The 15,224-nt window shown below is 44.8% G+C and carries 12 protein-coding genes; 7 read left to right on the top strand and 5 right to left on the bottom strand.

The genetic code is table 11. The features are described from left to right. Positions 1-127 precede the first annotated feature (127 nt). Positions 128-1,267: an acyl-CoA dehydrogenase gene (locus E2R65_RS09505; protein WP_134336259.1), complete on the top strand. Its 1,140-nt coding sequence runs from the start codon at positions 128-130 to the stop codon at positions 1,265-1,267. Between the two features lie 58 nt (positions 1,268-1,325). Then, on the top strand, positions 1,326-2,558 hold the full coding sequence (locus E2R65_RS09500) for a TlpA disulfide reductase family protein (protein ID WP_134336258.1): 1,233 nt from the start codon (positions 1,326-1,328) through the stop codon (positions 2,556-2,558). Between the two features lie 175 nt (positions 2,559-2,733). Here the strand turns inward: E2R65_RS09500 and E2R65_RS09495 are convergent, their stop codons facing one another. Both E2R65_RS09495 and mqnB read right to left on the bottom strand, forming a co-directional pair. Beyond that, entirely contained in the window at positions 2,734-3,576 is an 843-nt protein-coding gene (locus tag E2R65_RS09495) for a menaquinone biosynthesis family protein (protein WP_134336257.1), read from the bottom strand. Between the two features lie 37 nt (positions 3,577-3,613). Beyond that, entirely contained in the window at positions 3,614-4,276 is a 663-nt protein-coding gene (mqnB, locus tag E2R65_RS09490; RefSeq protein ID WP_134336256.1) for a futalosine hydrolase, read from the bottom strand. 77 nt (positions 4,277-4,353) lie between these two features. Here mqnB and E2R65_RS09485 point away from each other — a divergent pair, with 77 nt between their 5' ends. From E2R65_RS09485 to E2R65_RS09470, 4 genes are all read left to right on the top strand, one after another. Further along, complete coding sequence (locus E2R65_RS09485) at positions 4,354-4,770, top strand: 6-pyruvoyl trahydropterin synthase family protein (RefSeq protein WP_134336566.1); 417 nt, start codon at positions 4,354-4,356, stop codon at positions 4,768-4,770. Between the two features lie 9 nt (positions 4,771-4,779). Next, on the top strand, positions 4,780-5,418 hold the full coding sequence (gene folE / locus E2R65_RS09480) for a GTP cyclohydrolase I FolE (RefSeq protein ID WP_134336255.1): 639 nt from the start codon (positions 4,780-4,782) through the stop codon (positions 5,416-5,418). A gap of 103 nt (positions 5,419-5,521) precedes the next feature. Then, on the top strand, positions 5,522-6,406 hold the full coding sequence (fabD, locus tag E2R65_RS09475) for an ACP S-malonyltransferase (RefSeq protein WP_134336254.1): 885 nt from the start codon (positions 5,522-5,524) through the stop codon (positions 6,404-6,406). A 68-nt stretch (positions 6,407-6,474) separates the two neighbouring features. After that, the gene (locus tag E2R65_RS09470; RefSeq protein WP_134336253.1) at positions 6,475-10,221 is read left to right on the top strand and encodes a sensor histidine kinase; all 3,747 of its coding nucleotides are present in this window, start codon (positions 6,475-6,477) and stop codon (positions 10,219-10,221) included. Between the two features lie 197 nt (positions 10,222-10,418). On the opposite strand, the gene E2R65_RS09465 is transcribed toward E2R65_RS09470, so the two are convergent. Next, positions 10,419-11,345: a hypothetical protein gene (locus E2R65_RS09465; protein ID WP_134336252.1), complete on the bottom strand. Its 927-nt coding sequence runs from the start codon at positions 11,343-11,345 to the stop codon at positions 10,419-10,421. Positions 11,346-11,605: 260 nt separating this feature from the next. Here E2R65_RS09465 and E2R65_RS09460 point away from each other — a divergent pair, with 260 nt between their 5' ends. Further along, the gene (locus tag E2R65_RS09460; RefSeq protein ID WP_134336251.1) at positions 11,606-13,153 is read left to right on the top strand and encodes a glycoside hydrolase family 10 protein; all 1,548 of its coding nucleotides are present in this window, start codon (positions 11,606-11,608) and stop codon (positions 13,151-13,153) included. A gap of 2 nt (positions 13,154-13,155) precedes the next feature. Here E2R65_RS09460 and E2R65_RS09455 read toward each other — a convergent pair whose 3' ends face one another. Together E2R65_RS09455 and E2R65_RS09450 are read right to left on the bottom strand one after the other, a co-directional pair. Beyond that, positions 13,156-13,947, bottom strand: a complete 792-nt coding sequence (locus E2R65_RS09455; RefSeq protein ID WP_134336250.1) for a DUF1835 domain-containing protein — start codon at positions 13,945-13,947, stop codon at positions 13,156-13,158. Between the two features lie 227 nt (positions 13,948-14,174). Then, on the bottom strand, positions 14,175-15,158 hold the full coding sequence (locus tag E2R65_RS09450; protein ID WP_134336249.1) for a pyruvate dehydrogenase complex E1 component subunit beta: 984 nt from the start codon (positions 15,156-15,158) through the stop codon (positions 14,175-14,177). Positions 15,159-15,224: the final 66 nt, after the last annotated feature.

Genomic DNA, 15,224 nt, shown 5'->3' with positions numbered 1-15,224 from the left:
CCAGGTACATTAAGGGGTTATTTGCTAAAGATTAATGTTATGTAGTGATTTGTTTAATTAAAGATTAAGGAATTAATAAGCTGCGTTTATCATCAGCAATTCCTTTAAAATTATTTTACATTTACACATGCAATTTGAACTTACCGAAGAACACCTAATGATACGCCAGGCAGCCCGTGATTTTGCACAAACCGAGCTTAAACCCGGCGTGATAGCACGCGATGAGCATCAGAAATTCCCGGCAGAACAGATCAAAAAACTGGGCGAACTGGGCTTTATGGGCATGATGGTGTCGCCGCAATATGGCGGCAGCGGCATGGATGCCATATCCTACTCGCTGGTGATGGAAGAGCTTTCAAAGGTTGATGCATCGGCATCGGTAGTAGTATCGGTGAACAACTCGCTGGTTTGCTCGGGGCTGGAAAAGTATGGCAGCGAAGCGCAAAAACAAAAGTACCTGGTACCTTTGGCAACCGGCGAAGTTATCGGCGCTTTTTGCCTGAGCGAACCGGAAGCCGGCTCTGATGCCACATCACAGCATACTACCGCTATTGACATGGGCGACCATTACCTGGTTAACGGCACCAAAAACTGGATCACCAGCGGCAATAGCGCAAGCACCTATATTGTAATGGCGCAAACCGATGCCAGCAAAAAACACCGCGGCATTAATGCGCTTATTATGGAAAAAGGCATGGAAGGTTTTACCATTGGGCCAAAAGAAAACAAAATGGGCATCCGCGGCAGTGATACGCATTCGCTGATGTTTAGCGATGTTAAGGTGCCCAAAGAAAACCGCATTGGCGAGGATGGCTTTGGGTTTAAGTTTGCTATGGCAACGCTGGAGGGCGGCCGCATAGGCATTGCATCACAAGCATTGGGTATAGCAGCCGGCGCTTATGAACTTTCTGTACAATACGCCAAAGAACGCAAGGCATTCGGCAAAACCCTGGCCGATTTACAAGCCATCCAATTTAAACTGGCCGATATGGCTACCGAAATTGAAGCAGCCCGTTTGCTTTGCCACCGCGCAGCCTGGTTAAAAGATAATGGCCGGCCTTATGCGCAGGCGGCATCAATGGCTAAATTGTTTGCATCAGAAACGGCCATGCGCACCACTATAGAGGCGGTGCAGATACACGGGGGGTATGGATTTGTAAAAGAATACCATGTAGAGCGCCTGATGCGCGATGCCAAGATCACCCAGATCTACGAAGGCACATCAGAAATTCAGCGCATTGTAATATCGCGCGAAGTATTGAAATAGTTTAGCAGGTTTTATTACTTTTGATAAAGTATATAAAATTAGTAGACTATTTTTGGATATGATAAAAAAGGCATTTCTAAGCGCAGTACTTGTTGCTGCGCTATCTCAAATAAGCATCGCACAAACCAAACTGAAAACAGGTATCTGGCGTGGCGTTTTAACAACCGCATCTGCCAACCAAATTCCCTTTAACTTTGATGTAAACAACAAAGGCGCCGCGCAGGAATTGGATATTATTAACAGTACCGAGCGTTTTAAAGTAACCAATGTTACCACCAAAGGCGATTCGGTATTTATAAAAATGCCCTTGTTTGATTCTGAATTCAGACTCGCGCTTGCAGGGAATACGCTAAAAGGGAACTACATACGGCACCTGGGTGACCGCGACGTGCCCATGCCTTTTTCGGCTACCGCTGCAACGCCATACCGCTTCTTTCCATCACCCACAAAAAGCACTTATAATGTAAGCGGGCGATGGTCGGCCATTATGGGTGAGGGCGATGGCCGCGATACCACCGTGGGCGAGTTTAAACAAACCGGCCAGAAAGTGACCGGCACCTTCTTAACCACCACCGGTGATTACCGCTTTTTAGAAGGCACCTTAAACGGCGACAGCCTGTACCTGTCCTGCTTTGATGGCGGGCACGCCTTTTTGTTTAAGGCAAAGGTTGCGGATAATAACACCCTGACAGATGGCAAATTCTTTTCGGGTTTGACCGGTAGGGATGTATGGGCAGCCGTGCGCGACGAAAATGCCAAACTACCGGATGCTTATTCTTTAAGTGCCTTAAAGCCGGGCTACAAAAAGCTGGCTTTCGCATTTAAGGATCTTAGCGGCAAAGAGGTATCGCTGGACGATGCCAGGTTTAAAAACAAGGTAGTGATCGTGCAGATCATGGGATCGTGGTGCCCTAATTGCATGGACGAAACCGCCTACATGGTTAATTATTATAAAAAATATCAGCCCAGAGGGGTAGAAGTGATCGGCCTGGCTTACGAGCGCACTACCGATTTTGCCAAATCGCAAAAAGCATTGGCCCAAGTACAAAAAAGGTTTGATGTAAAATATCCTGTACTGATAACCGGCTACACCAGCAATAAAGCCGAGACAGCCAAAAGCCTGCCCGCCCTTACCAGAGTAGTTGGCTTCCCTACTACCATTATCATTGATAAAAAAGGCGATGTGCGCAAGATCCACACCGGCTTTAACGGCCCGGGCACCGGCGAGCATTATACCGAATTTATCAGCGAGTTTGAGAAGCTGACGGATGATCTGTTAGCGGAGAGGTAAAAGGCCTCTCCCCGGCCCTCTCCGAAGGAGAGGGCGTAATAAATATTCTATTTAGGTTAAATTCTCTCCCTGTGAAGGGACGCGGTGGTATGTGTAGTGGCAGGGAGGGGTTCGCCGCTTTGTTAAACCCCTTCCTACACCTTCCCAGGGGAAGGAATCGCACGGGCCTCCCTGTTTACGCATTCAAAAACAAGCTTTCGCTTATCTGGGGGATGATGCCTTTCTCCAAAGCGGTATCAAATAAGAGCTTAACTGCTTTTTTGCCTTCAACACCCAGATCAACCGAAAATTCATTTACATAAAGGGCGATGTGTTTATACATCACTTCTTCGCTCATCTCCTGTGCGTGGCTGCGGATGTATTCCAATCCTGATTTGGGGTTGGCAAAGGCAAACTCTACCGAGCGCCTGATAACCCTGTTTATTTTATGCTGAACATCTAAGGGTAAATTACGGTTAGCTACTATGCCACCTAAAGGGATGGCGCAGCCGGTACGTTTTTCCCAATAATCGCCCAGGTCCATAACTTTATGCAGGCCTTTGTCCTGGTAAGTAAAGCGGTTCTCATGAATGATGAGGCCAATATCCACACGGCCATCTAAAACAGCATGCTCAATATCCGAGAAAACCAGTTCCTGCTTATTTGTTGCATCGGGGTAGGCCAGGCTCAACAAAAAATTAGCCGTAGTGTATTTTCCGGGGATGCCTATTTTAAGATTGGAGATATTAGACTGGAGATTGGAGACATCTCCCTGTTTGGTTATCAGCATCGGGCCAACGCCAAAGCCCAAAGCGCTCCCGGCGTCCAGCAAAACATATTTATCTGCCGCATAGGCAAAGGCATGGTAGCTTAGTTTAGTAATATCCAGTTCACCGCGAAAAGCCTTTTGGTTAAGCGTTTCCACATCATCATAAAACACCTCAAAGTCCAGGCCTCCGGTATCAATTTTATGGTGGATAAGCGCATCGAAAATAAAAGTATCGTTAGGGCAGGGCGAAAAACCGATAGTTAATTTCATTTTTTAGTGTTGTAATGTTGGCAGGATGAGGAAAACGTTACAGCATTCCAACTTTTAAACGTTCCACCAACTCCCCTGCAAATGTATTCAGATTTTTAACGGCTAAACCTATCTGCCAGGCATCCCGGTTACGTTTTTCTACATAATTTGACACTGCCCTGATCTGCATGCACGGCACCCCGGCCTCGCGGCAGGCATAAAAAAAGGCAGCACCTTCCATGCTTTCTATCTGCGCGCCTAAACGTGCCTGTACTTTTTTAATAGATGCCGAGTTACCATGCACGGTATTCACCGTAATAGCTGTGGCTTGCTTTAAATTGGCGGTTTTATAAATATCGGCTAATGGCTTAGTCGCCTTAAAAACACTTTCGCCAAAGCCCATTTGCGTTATGGGTAAAAAGGTTTCATCATCTTCGGCGCCGAGTTCGGCCAGGGTATCTTCGGTAATTTCCACTAAACCGCCCAAGGCAAAACTGCGGTCAAAACTGCCGGCTATTCCCAGGTTTATGGCCAGGTCATATTGATTGTTTGCCAGTTCGCGGCCCAGCGAAAAAGCCGTAGCAACCATACCAACGCCGGTGATCAGGAGTTTAGAGTTTAAAGTTGAAGGTTTAAAGTCGGGGGCTTTAATTTGATTTTCGACTTTAAACTTTAAACTTTCAACTTCAAACTCCGTTGCCGCTACAAACAATATTCGCATAAATGCTGATTTTTGGCAGCTAAGATAAAACAACTGGCCTGTTTTTGTTTTGTATATTTGCACCATTAATTGCTATGATGATACATATTACGCGCAAAGAACATTTTAACGCAGCACACCGCATGTACCGCGAGGAATGGAGCGCAGAGAAAAACAACGAGGTTTTTGGCAAATGCGCCAACCCAAACTGGCATGGGCACAACTACAATTTATTTGTAACCGTTAAGGGCGAGATAACGCATGCTACCGGTTACCTGATGGATTTGAAAGAGCTGAAGCAGATCATCAATGAATATGTGATAGAAAAGCTGGATCATAAAAACATCAATATGGATGTGGAATTTATGAAAGGCATTATGGCATCAACCGAATTGCTGTGCATTGGCATATTCAATCAGCTTAAAGCACCGATAGAAGCTTACCCCGGCGTGTTTTTACACTCGGTAAAATTGTACGAAACAGAAAACAACTCTGCCGAGTATTTTGGCGGATAACCCCACCCCATGATCAACGACGATAACATTCCTGACAGGGACGCGGGCATTAACGGATACCAGAAGATAGACCGTTATAACCCCCAGCTGATCCAAAACCTATCTGCCAGTTACCTGGATGTTTTAAAACAGATTGGTGAAGACCCCGGGCGCGAGGGCCTGTTAAAAACTCCCGAGCGCATTGCCAAAGCCATGCTTTACCTTACCCACGGGTATGACCTGGATGCCAAAGAGATCCTGAATTCGGCCATGTTTAAGGAAGAGTACAGCCAGATGGTGATTGTAAAGGATATTGAAGTGTACTCGATGTGCGAGCACCACATGCTGCCGTTTTTTGGCAAGGCGCATATTGCCTACATCCCCAACGGATATGTAGTAGGCTTAAGCAAAATACCACGCATAGTTGATGTATTTGCCCGCCGCCTGCAGGTGCAGGAACGCCTGACCAACGAGATACGCGATTGCATTCAGGATACGCTTAACCCCATTGGCGTGGGCGTAGTAATTGAGTGCAGGCACTTATGCATGAGCATGCGCGGTGTACAAAAACAAAATTCGGCAACTACCACATCGGCATTTACCGGCGAGTTTTTAAAGGAGAAGACCAGAACAGAATTTTTAAATTTAATTAGTTCTAAATTGAGTTAGTTCATTGGCTCACTGGTTCATTAGTTTATTGGCATAAAAATTAAATATCAATTAAACTGTTACAAATGAACCATTGAACAAATGAACCTATAAACCATAAATAATGAAAGCATACATTTTCCCTGGGCAGGGCGCCCAGTTCTCGGGTATGGGTAAAGACCTTTACGAGCAAAGCGAGCAGGCCCGTGAGTTATTTGAGCAGGCTAACGGTATCTTGGGCTTTCGCATTACAGATGTAATGTTTGATGGTACCGAAGAGGACCTGAAACAAACCAATGTAACCCAACCGGCTATTTTTTTACACTCGGTAATATTAGCTAAGGTTTTGGGTGATGATTTTAAACCCGAAATGGTTGCCGGCCACTCGCTGGGCGAATTTTCTGCCCTGGTGGCAAGTGGCGCCTTATCTTTTGAAGACGGCCTGCGCCTGGTGGCTGCACGTGCTAATGCCATGCAAAAGGCCTGCGAGATACAGCCTGGCACCATGGCTGCTATTTTAGCACTGGATGATTTTACAGTTGAAGATATTTGCCAGCGATTAACCGATGTTGTTGTGCCTGCAAATTATAACTGCCCGGGCCAGCTGGTTATATCCGGCACGGTAGCAGGTATTGATGCCGCCTGTATAAAAATGACCGAGGCCGGTGCAAAACGCGCTTTAAAACTAAATGTTGGCGGCGCATTCCATTCACCTTTAATGGAGGCTGCCCGCGTAGAACTGGAAGCCGCTATTGTAAATACGGAATTTAACCAACCCGTTTGCCCCGTTTATCAAAATATTGATGCCAAGCCATATACCGATGTGGAACACATTAAGCACAACCTGATAGCGCAGCTAACAGGCCCCGTAAGATGGACACAAACGGTGGAACATATGCTGCAGGACGGCGCAACATCCTTTACCGAGGTAGGGCCCGGCAAGGTGTTACAGGGCCTTGTAAAAAAGGTAAGCCGCGAGGTTGAAACGGCAAGCGCCATTATACAGTAATCACAAAGCCATCCGTTAGCTAACAGATGGCTTTACTTTTATAACCGTTTTTAGAGCAGATTTATCAATTGACCACAGCCGGAAAAATACGTTTATTACTGGGCCTTTTGTTTGCCAGTTTGTTGTTTACAGCAATTGTTGTTGAGCGAACTTACACGCCCGAAAATAACCTGGTACAAACGGCACGGCTGTTAGAAAGCAATCTGCACAATAAAGAAAACATTGTTTATGATGCCCTAAATAAAAAACAAACTTTTGAGGAGATAAAAAACCTGCGGAACAACCCGGCCAAAGGTTTAACTTATATTCAAAACTTTACCATTAAAAACGCTATCTGGCTGCTTGTTTATAAAAATGGTGCGCTTGATTTTTGGACCGGGGCCAAAATAATACCGCAAAACATAGCTAAAATAAAGCAAGGCACATCGTTTATTAAACAACCCAACGGCTATTACGAAGCCATCCGTAAAAACGATGGGGCTACCTCCGTTATTTTCTTCATCCCGGTAAAAACAAATTATCCGTTCACTAACGAATATCTGGTAAACACCTTTTCTAAAGACCTTACTGCAGACCACAACGTTACCATTGCCGATTTTACCGATAAAAATATTTACACCGTACATGATGTTAATAACAAATACCTTTTCTCTTTAAAACTGGTAAAAGGCGTTAACCACCGCTTTTTTTATTTTGTGGTGGGCTTTTGGCTGCTGGCTATTTTCACCTTGTTTTTACTCGTTAATAACATTGCCCGTTACCTGGCAGGCAAAGGATATATCTATGGCGCGCTGCTGTTGCTTGCCGGGTTTATTGTACTATTCAGGTTTATAAACCTGCATTATGGCTGGCCCGGCTTTACACAGGAAATGGAATTGTTTAGCCCCAAGCTGTATGCCTCATCGCCTGTCTACCGTTCGCTTGGCGACCTTTGCATCAATATCCTGGCCATGTGCTGGCTTGTGGCATTTGCCTTTGTTTACCGCAACAGGTTCATCAAAAACGTACCCGGTAAGGTAACAGGTTACGTGGTGCTCATTTGCTGCATTGCCATCCTTATCGTTACATCAACCAATTTATTGCAGGTATTTTATGGCCTGGTCATCAATTCCCGCATCAGTTTTGATGTAAACAATGTGCTCAACCTGTCGGGTTTTAGCCTGTTGGGGGTGCTGATGCTCTGCTTCAGTTTCCTGATGTTTTTTTTATTGAACGAAGTAATACTTACCATTTGTTTAAAACTGGATATCCCGGCTATCCGGCAAGCATTGATCCTGTTGATAAGCATCATTATCAGTACCGCGGTGATAACTTATTACCAGGGGTTTAGTTTCTTTTACCTGCTTTGGATGCTGATGCTGTGCATCAGGGGTTATGCGCACCTTTATATCGATAAAAAATTCACGGCAACTTCATTCATCGGTATCGTACTGATCTGTGCTATTATAGCATCCATCAAGTTAAACCATTTCGAATCTATTAAAGAGCAGGAACTGCGTAAGGTTTTAATACAGCGCCTTGAAGTGCCTGATGACGCGGTGGCTGATGTTATTTTTAAAAAGATAGAAAAACAGATCATTGTTGACCCAATGCTGGTTGCCTATTATAAAAACCCCGACCATGCTGCCGATTACCTGGAAACCCGCTTGCAAAAACTTTATTTTGACCGGTACTTATCCAAATATGATTTCCAGGTGCATGAGTACGATACGGCAGACCAGCCCATATCGGTAGACAAGAACTACGCGATAGATGTGTTTAAAGACATGGTGGTATATAGCTCCTATAAGGTATCTGATTACTTTTACCGCCAAAACGAATCTTTCGGGTTTCAGAGTTACTTTGCCATATTACCGGTATTTGATCAGGGTAAAAAACTGGGCACCATCGTTATCGAGCTTAAATCTAAACCGCTTGTTGCGCCCGGCAAGTTTCCGGATCTGCTGATAGATAAGGACGTAAAAGGCAACAATGATGAATTTAAAGATTACTCTTTTGCATTTTACACGGATGACACCCTGATAGGCCAAAGCGGAACTTACGTTTACAGCATTAAAAACCGCGATTTAAAAGGCGATTTAAAACAGTACACGGTGCAAACCACCAGAAGCTCTAAACAGGGATTTACAGAAAAATTTACAACCTTTAGCCATTTACTTTATAAACCCAGCAAGCGTAACCTGATCGTGGTAAGCCAGGAAAACAACGTCCTGCTATCCAGCATTACGGCGCTTACGTTTTTCTTTGTGGTATTCCTGGCGTTTAGCGCCATAATACTGGTTATCCGTATGGTGTGGATCCGTTTAAAGATCTTCAGCATCAGTAACAACCGCATTAACTGGAGCTTTAAATTCACCTGGGACAGGATCTTGTATAAAACCCGCATCCAGTTCTCTATGATATTTGCGGTAGTAATCACCCTGATATTGGTGGGCTTTATTACCTTTATATCTATAAGTAAACAATACCAGGTACAGCAGGATAAACTCATCCGGTCAAAAATCATGCAGATAGCATCTGCGTTTGAAGCCGGTACGATAAACGGTTTTATCAATAACATTACCGAGGATAGCAAAATACGGTTTGATGAACTGGCAAGCACCTACTCGGCCGATCTTTCCCTTTATGATCTGGATGGCCGGTTACTGCTAACCACGCAGCCCAAAATATATGATTACGGCCTGCTGTGCCGCCAAATGAACGGCCGGGCCTTTATTGCCTTAAACGGCCTGCAAAAATCAGAGGAGCTTAACGAAGAAAAAATAGGGCTGTTAACGTATAAAGCGGCGTACACCCCCATACGCAATGTAAAGCACGAAACTGTTGCTTACTTACAATTACCCTACTTTGCCAATGCCACAGATTATACCGAGCGCATTGGCTCGCTGCTGAACATTATGATAAATGTTTATGCGCTGATATTTATAGCCATTGGCTTATTTGCGGTAATTATAGCCCGACAGATTACTGCCCCCCTAAATTTTATACAATACAATTTAAGTAAAACCATTTACGGTAAAAAGAACGAGCCCATTAAATGGGACCGCGACGACGAGATTGGCGCGCTGGTGAAAGAGTATAATAACATGATAGCCGCGCTGGAAAACAGCGCGCTGAAGCTTGCACAATCTGAACGTGAGACAGCTTGGCGCGAAATGGCCAAACAGGTTGCCCATGAAATAAAAAACCCGCTTACGCCCTTAAAACTGGGCCTGCAGCTGCTCGACAAGTCGTGGAAGGATAAGGACCCTAAGTTTGACCAGAAGTTTGAACGCTTCAGTAAATCATTTGTAGAGCAGATAGAAAGCCTGTCGTCTATAGCGTCGGAATTTTCGGCATTTGCAAAAATGCCCGATACCCGGATAGAGCGTATCAATATTTTTGAAATGCTTAACCAGGCCGTTACCATTTTTAAACAAATGGATAACGTTACGATAAACTTTACCCCGCCCGACGCCCCGTTTTATGTAGGCGCAGACCGCGACCAGCTGTTGCGCTGCTTTAACAACCTGCTTAAAAATGCCATAGAGGCTACCCCCGCCGGGGCCAACTGCCAGATAGACATCAATTATCTCATCACCTCAAAAAACATACTGCTTACCATAAAAGATAGTGGCAGTGGTATCCCCGAAGGAATGCGCGAAAAGATATTCGAGCCCAACTTTACCACCAAAAGCTCGGGCACGGGCCTGGGGCTTGCCTTTGTTAAAAACTCTATAGAAAATGCCAGCGGCAAGGTTTGGTTCGAAACGGCTATTGATGTAGGCACCACCTTTTATTTAAGCCTGCCTGCTGCAAGCGCGGAACCGGTATAAGGGTAAAAGTTTAGCTTTTTATCCCTGCCTGTTAAGCAAGTATCGCAGGCTGTTTGGGCAAGCTGTAGCCTTTGCCCGGTTGATCTACATCCATAGAGCTATTGGCAATACAGCAATCAAAAATCCCTCCATCATGTATATTCACAAAAAAGCGCCGCTTGCTTGGCAAACGGGGCGCTCTCTGTATCTGTAATTTTTTATTTAAGCGTTATGCTTGTTTTACCCATAGTATAACCATCTGCATATAAAAGCACGGTATAGGTACCTTTTTGGAATGGCGCAGGGTTTATCCAGTCGATAGTGTAACCGCTGCCATCATCCCTAAAATCAATTGATGTTTTATAGGTGTATTGCAGGTCCTGGCTATCGGCGTTAAACGTGCCCGAATCTGTCTGGGTGATCAGGTTACCGGTGGGGTCAATAATACGTACATATACGTCATGCAGGCCTTTTTCTGCAACGGCATTGGTTGCAACGGTAAAGTTTATTTTTATTTTTTGCGCCTGTTTGGCTTTGGTAACGTCGCTTTCTTTGCCGCTGTTTTTTACTTTGTAGGCAACAACATCGGCAGTAGCTACTTTAATGGCCGATGCAACCTTAACTTTGGTATCCAGCTCCTGGTTCTTTTGCTCCAGGTCGGTAGCCTTTTGGCTAACGGTAGCCAGGTTGGTTTTTAAGGTATCGCGCTCGGTTATCAGGGTGGTGTTTTGTTTTTTCAGTTCTTCTATATCGGCAGTGTACTTGGTTACAAAGTACCTTAATTGCTTAATATCTTCCTGTGCCTTGCTTAATTCGGCAACGGTAAGTTTGCCTTTAGCCAGTTCGCTGCGCAATACACGGATCTTCAGGCGCAATGAATCATTCTTTGCCTGCATCATAGCCGACATTTTTGACCTCCCCGCGTTAACCTGCTCTATCTGCGCTTCCAGGCTGTCCAGCTCGGTCTGCAGCCTGGTTTTTTCATCGTTCTGGTAAACAACCTTCACATCCGATTGCTTTTTTTGCGTGTACAGGTAAACATCGGTACCCAATAAGGCAACCACAACGGCTATCAAAAAATAAATTACGTTAGAGTTTTTTTTGGGGGCTTGATTGGGCTGATTTTCTACTGGTTGGTATTCCATAGTAAATAGTTAAAGGTTATGATAATGTAACAGGCTGTAACCTGCCGGCACTATCTGTCTTTTTTACATTTTTAATATAAATATAGGCAAAAAACTAACATCAGCAGTAAAAAGCCTGCCGTTTTGTGCCTGTTACATGCTGGCTAAAATAAATACAATATCATTAAAACACAAAACAGGCTCAATTATTATACTAATACTAAAACTGCTTAGTTATGAGTTTATATCTTTGAGGCTTTAAAAAATAACACATCCGCTTAATGCAATTATACAGATATCTGCTTACGCTTATTTTATTTTCAGTAATACAATCCCTTTCAGTTGCGCAAACCGTTACCCCAGAAGAACTTAGCACCACACAGCCTAAATACGAATTCAGGGGCGTTTGGATAGCTACCGTGGTAAACCTGGACTGGCCAACCAACGCGCGTGCAACCCCCGAGGCGCAAAAAAAACAACTGGCCGATGAACTGAACATTCATCAGCAAAATGGCATTAACGCCATTATGTTTCAGGTAAGGCCCGCTGCCGATGCTTTTTACGCCAAAAGCCGCGAACCGTGGTCGAAATATTTAACAGGCAAGCAAGGCCAGGCACCCGGATACGACCCTTTGGAGTTTGCCGTTACCGAGGCGCATAAACGCAATATGGAACTGCATGCCTGGTTTAACCCATACCGCGCTACTTTTGATAACAAATTTTTTACCCTGGCGCCCGAGCATATTACCCGTACCAAGCCCGAATGGTTTTTTATATACGACGGCATAAAGCTATTTAACCCCGGCCTGCCCGAGGTGCGCGAGTATATTGTACAGGTGGTGCTGGATGTAGTTAAGAACTATGATGTGGATGGCATCCACATGGATGATTACTTTTACCCTTACCCGGTTAGGGGGCAGGTAATAAACGATGCCGAAACTTTTGCCAAATATGGCGAAGGCTTTGATAATATAAAAGACTGGCGGCGCGACAATGTGGATAAGCTGATACACATGATGGCCGACAGCATCCACAAGTATAAACCCAACATGAAATTCGGGATCAGCCCGTTTGGTATCTGGGCCAATAAAAGCCAGCACCCTGATGGCTCTGCTACCAACGGAGGCTCGTCATATATCGAAAACTTTGCCGATACCCGCAAGTGGATGCAGGAAGGCTGGATAGATTATATAAACCCGCAAATTTACTGGCAGATAGGCAACCGCGCGGCGGCATTTGATATATTGCTGGATTGGTGGAGCAACAATACTTACAACCGCCATTTATATATAGGCCAGGCACCCTACCGTTTTTATGAACAGCGCAGCCCGGCATTTAAAAACCCTTCAGAAATTCCTAACCAGCTACGGTTGATAAGGGCAAACCCGCGCGTGCAGGGCAGCGTTTACTTTAGGTCGCAATCGTTAATTGCCAATGCCAACCATTTGGCCGATACCTTAAAAAAAGATTTTTACCGTTACCCGGCCCTGCCGCCCCCCATGCTCTGGCTGGACTCTATCCCGCCCAATGCACCGCAAAACTTTGTTGCCCGTGCCGAAAACAAAGGCGTGATGCTAAAATGGCAGGCGCCTTTACCGGCTAAAGATGGCGAACCAACTTACGGCTATGTGGTGTACCGTTTCCAGGAAAGCGAAAAGTTTGACCTGGGCGACCCTAAAAACATCCTGCATATTCAGTATGATACCACACCCCTGTACTTTGACAGCAATGTGCAGCCCGGCAAAACTTATTTTTATGTAATTACGGCCTTGGATAGATTAAAAAACGAAAGCGACCGCACCCCTACCATGGCGGTAACGGTTCCGTAACATCATATATTTATTAGTTTGCGGGCTTGTAACTCATTCAGGTAAATGTTCAGCTCGCTATCGCCCATGCCATATATTTTATTGGCCTGCCAAAAAGCCCGGTAAATTTCGGGCCTGGTTTTAATACCCCGGTTATAAATATCAAGCAAAGTTTGCTGAATATAATTAAGGCCTTGCTGATCAGTCTGCAGGCGTTTTAGATGCGCCTGCAAAGCGGGCTTAAGGCATTGCATATTGGCCCAGAATTGTACGCTGTTAAGCCAGCCCTGTAAACGGCTGGCATCGCCGTTGATGTACAGGCTCCAGGCTTCGGTAGCCAGTTCAAAATCGTAATCGCTTAGTTGTACACGGGTGTTATCGTACAGATCTTCCAGCTGCCCACCGTCCAGCTCGCCCATACCCCTAAAATCTTCCACACCCGGATATTCTGCCGGGCATATCAGGTACACGGCGGGCCCAGATAAATTTGTTTGCTGCGAAAGCAGCATCATTATACCCAACAGGTTTACCTGGCAGTGCAGATCAAACTCAAACCAAAGGTTAATTTCTTCATAAGGCTCATTAAGCTTTGCCAGCGGCTCTATCACTTTGGTTTGATAGCCTTCGGAGGTTTCATCAAAGGTATTTATGATCCAGGATGTACGGTTCTTCCAAAATTCGCCACCTTCTATGTTTACAGATACCGGGCCTTCAGATAATACTTCGCGCCAAACTAATATATCACCGTCAAGGCTGGTTTGTTCAAATCCGTTAAGGGTGGCGTCGCCGTTTAAAACGTGGAGGATGGTGCTCATGTAAATTATTTTTGTTAACACAACGCAAATTACCATCTATTGTGTGCATACTAAAATGATTGATGCCGGTATAAATAGGTATTAAAAAATGAGGTGGAGTTTTCTTGCTTCGGTATATATCCTGTTAATTATATATGTGTATGCTCAAATTTAGTTTATAAAGTTCAGGAACAAAAAAGCCTCCCGGCTAATGCGCGGAAGGCTTTCAGATATTTGTTAGTTGCTGATTATTTAGCAACGTACATTACTTCTTTTACTGCTTTTACCACACGCTCGGGGTTTGGCAGGTACTCCTGGATCAGGGTAGGTGCGTAAGGCAACGGAACGTCGCCGCCGGTGATGCGCAATACCGGTGCATCTAAATAATCAAAGGCGTCTTTTTGTACTTTAAAGGCAACCTCGGTAGCAATAGAGCCTAAAGGCCAGCTTTCTTCTACAATTACCAAACGGTTAGTTTTTTTAACCGAAGCAATAACCGTATCATAGTCGATAGGGCGTACAGTACGCAAATCGATCACCTCTGCGCTGATGCCTTCTTTTTCAAGTTCGGCTGCGGCAGCGTTAACCACTTTCATTATTTTACCAAAACCTACTAAAGTTACGTCAGTACCTTCTTTGGTTACTTTTGCTTTACCTATTTCTATATAATAAGTTTCTTCGGGCACCTCGCCTTTATCGCCATACATCAACTCAGATTCCATAAAGATAACCGGGTCCGGATCAAGTATGGCTGATTTTAGCAGGCCTTTAGCATCGTAAGGGTTTGACGGGACGATCACCTTTAAGCCGGGGCAGTTTGCATACCAGTTTTCGAAACACTGGCTGTGCTGCGAACTTAACATACCCGCATTACCGGTTGGGCCGCGGAATACAATTGGCACAGAGAACTGGCCGCCACTCATAGACATGATCTTGGCTGCGCCGTTGATGATCTGATCGATAGCTACCAGCGAGAAGTTGAACGTCATGAATTCGATGATCGGTTTTAAGCCGTTCATGGCCGAACCAATGCCGATACCGGCAAAGCCCAATTCAGATATAGGCGTATCTATTACCCGTTTAGCGCTAAACTCATCAAGCATACCCTGGCTTACTTTGTAAGCACCGTTATACTCGGCAACTTCTTCGCCCATTAAGTATATGCTGTCATCCTTGCGCATTTCTTCCTGCATGGCTTCTCTTAGCGCTTCCCTGAATTGTATTTCTCTCATTATGTTATTAAAAATGAAGTTTTTTACGACCGCAAATATAATCACTAATGTGTAAAATGCAATCGG

The organism is Mucilaginibacter phyllosphaerae, assembly GCF_004378255.1.
GTDB lineage: Bacteria > Bacteroidota > Bacteroidia > Sphingobacteriales > Sphingobacteriaceae > Mucilaginibacter > Mucilaginibacter phyllosphaerae.
The sequence above is the reverse complement of the archived record's forward strand: the minus strand, read 5'-3'. Positions and strand labels throughout refer to the sequence as shown.

What these genes read in the sequence shown, in the direction of transcription:
- fabD (WP_134336254.1), top strand. Translation starts at nt 5,522, where the DNA reads ATGAAAGCATACATTTTCCCTGGGCAGGGCGCCCAGTTCTCGGGTATG.
- E2R65_RS09450 (WP_134336249.1), bottom strand. Translation starts at nt 15,158, where the DNA reads ATGAGAGAAATACAATTCAGGGAAGCGCTAAGAGAAGCCATGCAGGAA.
- E2R65_RS09500 (WP_134336258.1), top strand. Translation starts at nt 1,326, where the DNA reads ATGATAAAAAAGGCATTTCTAAGCGCAGTACTTGTTGCTGCGCTATCT.
- E2R65_RS09495 (WP_134336257.1), bottom strand. Translation starts at nt 3,576, where the DNA reads ATGAAATTAACTATCGGTTTTTCGCCCTGCCCTAACGATACTTTTATT.
- E2R65_RS09460 (WP_134336251.1), top strand. Translation starts at nt 11,606, where the DNA reads ATGCAATTATACAGATATCTGCTTACGCTTATTTTATTTTCAGTAATA.
- folE (WP_134336255.1), top strand. Translation starts at nt 4,780, where the DNA reads ATGATCAACGACGATAACATTCCTGACAGGGACGCGGGCATTAACGGA.
- E2R65_RS09485 (WP_134336566.1), top strand. Translation starts at nt 4,354, where the DNA reads ATGATACATATTACGCGCAAAGAACATTTTAACGCAGCACACCGCATG.
- E2R65_RS09505 (WP_134336259.1), top strand. Translation starts at nt 128, where the DNA reads ATGCAATTTGAACTTACCGAAGAACACCTAATGATACGCCAGGCAGCC.
- E2R65_RS09465 (WP_134336252.1), bottom strand. Translation starts at nt 11,345, where the DNA reads ATGGAATACCAACCAGTAGAAAATCAGCCCAATCAAGCCCCCAAAAAA.
- mqnB (WP_134336256.1), bottom strand. Translation starts at nt 4,276, where the DNA reads ATGCGAATATTGTTTGTAGCGGCAACGGAGTTTGAAGTTGAAAGTTTA.
- E2R65_RS09455 (WP_134336250.1), bottom strand. Translation starts at nt 13,947, where the DNA reads ATGAGCACCATCCTCCACGTTTTAAACGGCGACGCCACCCTTAACGGA.